General features: G+C 53.5%; 5 protein-coding genes and 2 pseudogenes. 4 read left to right on the plus strand and 3 right to left on the minus strand.

The window, feature by feature from the left end:
* Window positions 1-759 (plus strand): annotated as a pseudogene (locus AAE045_RS22920) (conjugative transfer ATPase); the annotation flags it as partial.
* Between the two features lie 85 nt (window positions 760-844).
* Here the strand turns inward: AAE045_RS22920 and AAE045_RS22925 are convergent.
* The 3 genes and pseudogenes from AAE045_RS22925 to AAE045_RS22935 all read right to left on the minus strand — a co-directional run bounded on the left by AAE045_RS22925 (window position 845) and on the right by AAE045_RS22935 (window position 2,753).
* A pseudogene (locus AAE045_RS22925) lies at window positions 845-2,109 on the minus strand (hypothetical protein).
* Window positions 2,110-2,228: 119 nt separating this feature from the next.
* Complete coding sequence (locus tag AAE045_RS22930; protein WP_001805387.1) at window positions 2,229-2,450, minus strand: helix-turn-helix domain-containing protein; 222 nt, start codon at window positions 2,448-2,450, stop codon at window positions 2,229-2,231.
* A 39-nt stretch (window positions 2,451-2,489) separates the two neighbouring features.
* On the minus strand, window positions 2,490-2,753 hold the full coding sequence (locus tag AAE045_RS22935; RefSeq protein WP_455549644.1) for a helix-turn-helix domain-containing protein: 264 nt from the start codon (window positions 2,751-2,753) through the stop codon (window positions 2,490-2,492).
* Between the two features lie 109 nt (window positions 2,754-2,862).
* On the opposite strand from AAE045_RS22935, the gene AAE045_RS22940 reads away from it, so the two are divergent.
* From AAE045_RS22940 to AAE045_RS22950, 3 genes are all read left to right on the plus strand, one after another.
* Window positions 2,863-3,165, plus strand: a complete 303-nt coding sequence (locus tag AAE045_RS22940; RefSeq protein ID WP_455549645.1) for a helix-turn-helix domain-containing protein — start codon at window positions 2,863-2,865, stop codon at window positions 3,163-3,165.
* Window positions 3,166-3,462: 297 nt separating this feature from the next.
* Complete coding sequence (locus AAE045_RS22945; RefSeq protein ID WP_455549646.1) at window positions 3,463-4,797, plus strand: MFS transporter; 1,335 nt, start codon at window positions 3,463-3,465, stop codon at window positions 4,795-4,797.
* Between the two features lie 10 nt (window positions 4,798-4,807).
* A partial coding sequence (locus AAE045_RS22950) for a PfkB family carbohydrate kinase (RefSeq protein WP_455549647.1) occupies window positions 4,808-5,385 on the plus strand: 578 nt, incomplete at its 3' end.

Below are 5,385 nucleotides of genomic sequence, written 5' to 3' on the forward strand. Positions count from 1 at the left end.
ATCCGCGATGCGCTGTTTGTGCTTTCCCGTGACGCCAGCCTGCCGGAGGCCCGCCGCCAGCGGGCGTATGAAATGGCTGAGTCCATGAACCTGTTCTGCGCCGGGTTTGAAGGTGAACTGTTTAACCGCGAAGGTCGAATGTGGCCGGAGGCAGATATCACGCTGGTCGACCTCGCTACCTTTTCCCGCGAAGGCTACGAGGCACAGCTTGCCATCAGCTATATCTCGCTGATTAACCATATCAACAACCTCGGGGAGCGCGACCAGCATCTGGCGCGGCCCATCGTCAATATTACCGACGAGGCACATATCATCACCGTTAACCCGCTGCTGGCACGGTTTCTGACCAAGGGCTCGAAGATGTGGCGCAAACTGGGTATCTGGCTGTGGCTGGCGACACAGAACTTAAGCGACTTCCCGGACGATGCGAAAAAGCTGCTGAATATGATTGAATGGTGGGAGCTGCTGGTGATGCCACCGGAAGAGATCGAGCAGGTGTGCCGGTTTAAGGCGCTGACCGAAGAGCAGCGATTGATGTTGCGTTCAGCGGTGAAATCACCCGGGCAGTACACCGAAGGCGTGGTCTTCTCCCCACGTGTGGAAGCACTGTTTCGCGTAGTGCCCCCAGCCCTGTATCTGGCGCTGGGTATGACTGAGAAGCATGAAAAAGCGGAAAGGATGCGGATTATGAAGGAGACAGGGTGTAGTGAGGTGGAGGCGGCGATAAAGGTGGCGGAAAGGTGTTTTTCCAGTGGCTGATTTGTAATGCTATTATGGATTCAATTAAATGCGATGGACTGGTTAGTGCTGTGAGTTCAATGGGTCGATGCAACGCTATCCTTGATCAAGGGGGGCATTGCCATGAAACGAAGAACTCGCATTTACTACACGCCTTCTCTAACCGTTCCTGTGGCGTTTTCCACTTAAGCAAGCGTTCAATTGCCGTCCCCTCAGACAAGAGCTGCCGGACAAGTTGCAGACGTTCCATTACCTGTGCCTTTTGCTGCTCATCAAGACTTTCCGCATCCAGTTCGGCTTCGTGAAAAAACTGCTCCAGACGTTTATCTTCGGCCCACTGGGCCATAATCGCGTTTAGTTCAGCGCGGCTGGCCTAGTACGCTTCCTCCTCCCTGCGGATCCTCTCCTTCTCCAGATATATCGCGTGCTCCTGTTCCATCCGGATTCGCCACTCTTCGGCTTTGATTCTGGCTTCTTCTAATTGCTTGGAAATCAGCGGCACAGCCTCCTGTATCGCCGAAATCATCTTTGATGATCTGGCTTATCAACCCACACTGTTTTGTCTGTCGGAACTGTACCAGCCAGTCTGCTGACTCGTAAGGCGAGTAAAGCTGCAACAGAAACCGACCGGTTGGCATAGTGTGCTTCGAGACATGAAGAAAAGGCGCACTGTTTTTTCCACGAGCCCACCGCGACATCTGTTCGTCCCGAACATAGCGATTTTTAGCTTTCTTCGCCGGGATATACTCCGTCATTTCGGCAAGGTTAAATGCAAAGTGCATATCCTCGACGCAGATAATACTTGGTGTATATGGTCGCCATAAATTACCCCAACGATACCCGATAGCTCTGTTTCCCCAGGGCATCGTAGAACCGACTCAGGAAATCTATCGCGCTATCAAACCCTGTACCCGAAACATTGAGATCCAGTAGTTTCTTTTTCGCAGGCTTGTAGTAGCCATCTTCAGTCACACTGGCCTTAGGGAGATACGTTTTAAGATCATTGATTAACGCATAGCCATTCCCTGTAATCGTGGCTTGCTTTTGCGTCGTTGGAGGTCATGGCTTTGGGAATGAGACTGTTGGTGACGACGGGGTTACTCTAGCTTCCCTCGGGATCTTGATCATTTCGCTTTTTTTCAATGCGGGCAAAGGTGGCACTGCAGGTGCCATTCCTTTCGCCAGTGCTTTCCAGTAACCGGCAAGTGGCCTGGGTATCTGTAATTCGGCGCATCGCTTTGCCAGTTGCTCTGTGCTGATGTTATAGAGAGAAGCGATACGTTCCGCTGACTCTAGCCAAACAAGCAGGTACAGCTCTTCCCTGTCGTCAGGTAAAGCTTGAGTCGTATTCGATTGCAGGTCTTCTGACATGGCATTCTCCCTTAGCGGGAGGCATCATCAGTGAATCTAACAGGCAAGCAATTGAATTAAATCACTTTTTGTTAGTATGCTTACTAAGAAAGGTAATAATTAAACGACCTAAAAATCAATTAACTAAATTCAAAAAGCTTACTAATTTCAATCTCTAGCCCCGCCGCAAGGACACTGATCACTTCAAGAGTAGGATTTCTGACCCCTCTTTCAATCCCACTCACATATGTGCGATCGAGGCCACACTTGTCAGCAAATGCTTCCTGAGATAAGCCTGATTGTAACCTGAGCTTTTTAAGGTGTGCTCCAAAAAGAGCTTGAATACTGGATGAATTTTTCATCCACAAAAGATGACGTGTTGACGTCTATCAGACCACGGACTATGAGTCACAAGGTGTAGTTTCTATTTCTTCTTTGGTATTTGTTTCGAACATAAACAGATGGCTAAGATCTAAATCCAGACCGCCCGATATTGCCCACAAAATTTCAAGTGTAGGGTTCCGTACCCCGCGCTCAATTCCACTCATATATGAACGATCAATACCACATTTGTCGGCAAAGTCTTCCTGAGACAGCCCCGTCTCCCGACGAAGTTCCCTAATTCGGTTGCCTAGAAGTTTCTTGATTGATCCGGTCTTTTCCATAGGACCAGAATCAATTTTTGTTGCCTATTAGTCCACGGACTATAAGTCACATAAAAAGCGTGCTAGCATACACGAACGTGACTCATAATCCACATTCCAGGTAACCAGAATGGCTAAAAAAGACTGGCACCCCGCCGACATCATTGCCGCGCTGCGCAAGCATGGCACCAGTCTGGCGAGGGTTTCACGGGAGGCGGGGCTGGCCTCTTCAACGCTGGCGAATGCCCTGACGCGCCCGTGGCCGAAAGGTGAATGGCTGATTGCTGACGCACTGAATATTCATCCCTCGGCCATCTGGCCCAGCCGCTATGCCCGTAACGCATGTCCACGAAAACCCAGAACGGCGCTGACGACGCACAACAGATGTAGCTCCGCCAGCTCTTCTGAAAAGCAAGATTTATCAAAGGATTAATCATGTAGTTTTCTTTACATACAATAAGGTGCTCTTTATGCATACCATCATCCGAAATGTACCGCCACACCCCGCCGTACCACGCTGCCTGACAGGATGGCGACCGCCTTTCCCGTCTTCCCTGCCGGGCGCGTCCTCCGGGCACCCGCGTGTTCCCCTCGCGGCTGTTGACCGGTGGGCCGTTGTCCACAGACCCGGTGATACGCCGGTCAGCCTGTTGTTATAGTTAAATCATTTCAAACAGTTACATCATTTCTTTGACTCTGCTGCGTGCCTGCACGCAATAAGGATAACGATATGAAATTGTCTGTTATGGAAAAAATTGGTTTCGGGGCCGGGGATATGGCCATCAACGTGGTGATTATCTCCATGCAGTTGCTCCTCGCCTATTTCTACACCGATATTTACGGCCTGCGGGCCGCCGATGTGGGCGTACTGCTGATGGTGGTCCGTATGATCGACGCCATTATCGACCCGGCCATGGGGATGCTCACCGATAAAGTCACTACCCGTCACGGGCGATATCGTCCCTGGCTGCTCTGGTTCGCCCTGCCCTTTGGCTTCGCGGTGTATCTGATGTTTACCACCCCGGATGTGGCCTACACGGCAAAGCTCGCCTGGGCGTACTTCACCTATATCCTGATGACCCTGGTCTATACGGCGATCGCCATCCCTTATATTTCACTGATTGGCGTCATCACGGATGACCCCGCCGAACGGCTGAGCGCCAACGGCTACCGTTTTGTCATGACCAAAATCGCCGCCTTTTTAGTGACCATTGTGGTGCCGTTCCTGGCGGTGTGGCTGGGACAGGGCAATAAGGCGCTGGGGTATCAGCTTGCCATGGGCTTAATGGGCGTGATGGGGACCGGGCTGTTTATCTTCTGCTTTGTGACCACCCGGGAGTACTGCGAGCCAGAGCTGCCCTCGCTGACGATAAGAAAACAGTTCGCCATTTTACGGCGTAACGACCAGTGGCTGATCCTGGGGGCCGTGATCATGCTGATGATGTGCGGCTACGTCATCCGGGGCTCGGTTGCCACCTATTATGCCAAATACTATTTAGGCGGTGGCGACGGCCTGATCTCCCCCTTCCTGACCACCGGCGTGGTGGCCTCCATTCTTGCGATGGTCGCCGCGACATGGGTGACCCGCTTCCGGGACAAAATCGTCATGTTCCGCTACACCCAGCTGATAACCTGCGCGCTGAGCATTGCCATGTACTTCTTCGTCGGGCAGCAGGATGTCATGCCCGCGTTTATCTTCTTTTTCCTTATCAACTTTTTCTGCGATATGCAGCTGCCCGTCTTCTGGTCATCCATCGCGGAGGCGGTGGACTACGGCGAACAGAAAACCGGGCTGCGGGTTTCCGGACTGGCGTTCGGCGGCATCCTGTTCTTCCAGAAATTCGGGATGGGGATCGCCGGTGGCGTGCTGGGCTTCCTGCTAAGTCACTTTGGCTATCAGGCTGATGTGCAGCAGAGCGCAGGCTCCCTGACCGGGATTGCGCTGATGATGACGATCATCCCCTCCCTGTTCCACCTGGCCATCGGCCTGCTGATGAAAAAATACCGGATCAACAACGCCTGCTACCGGGATATTCAGGCAGAACTGGCGCTGCGCCGGGCATGAGGAGGAGCAAATGAATACCTTAAACAGAGTCTGGGTGACGGGCGATGCCTCCGTCGATCTGGTGCCCGGAACGGAAGACAGCTATCTGAAATGTCCCGGCGGCGCGTCTGCCAACGTCGCCGTCTGCGTGGCGCGGCTGGGCGGCAACTGCGCCTTTATCGGCTGCCTCGGTGATGACGATGCCGGGCATTTTCTGCAGCAGACGCTCAGTGATAATGGGGTGGATGTGTCGGCGCTGCGAATAGATCCCCGACACACCACCGCGGTACTGATGGTCAGCCTGGCCCCGGACGGTGAACGCAGCTTCACCCATCTTGTCCATCCCGCGGCCCACACGTTTGTCAGCGCTGAGGATTTACCGGTCTTCAGCCCCGGCGAATGGTTTTACTTCAGCTCCATCGGGCTCACCGACAGCCCGGCGCGCGGGGCCTGCCTCGAAGGGGCCAGGCGGATGCGCGCGGCAGACGGGCACGTGATGTTCGACGTGAACCTGCGCGTCAGTATGTGGCGCGATCCCGGCGAGATTATGCCACTGATTGCTGAGGCTGTCGGCCTGGCGTCGGTCTGCAAGGTCTCTGCCGACGAGCT

Source organism: Dryocola clanedunensis (assembly GCF_038405435.1).
In the GTDB taxonomy this organism is placed as follows: Bacteria; Pseudomonadota; Gammaproteobacteria; order Enterobacterales; family Enterobacteriaceae; genus Dryocola; species Dryocola clanedunensis_A.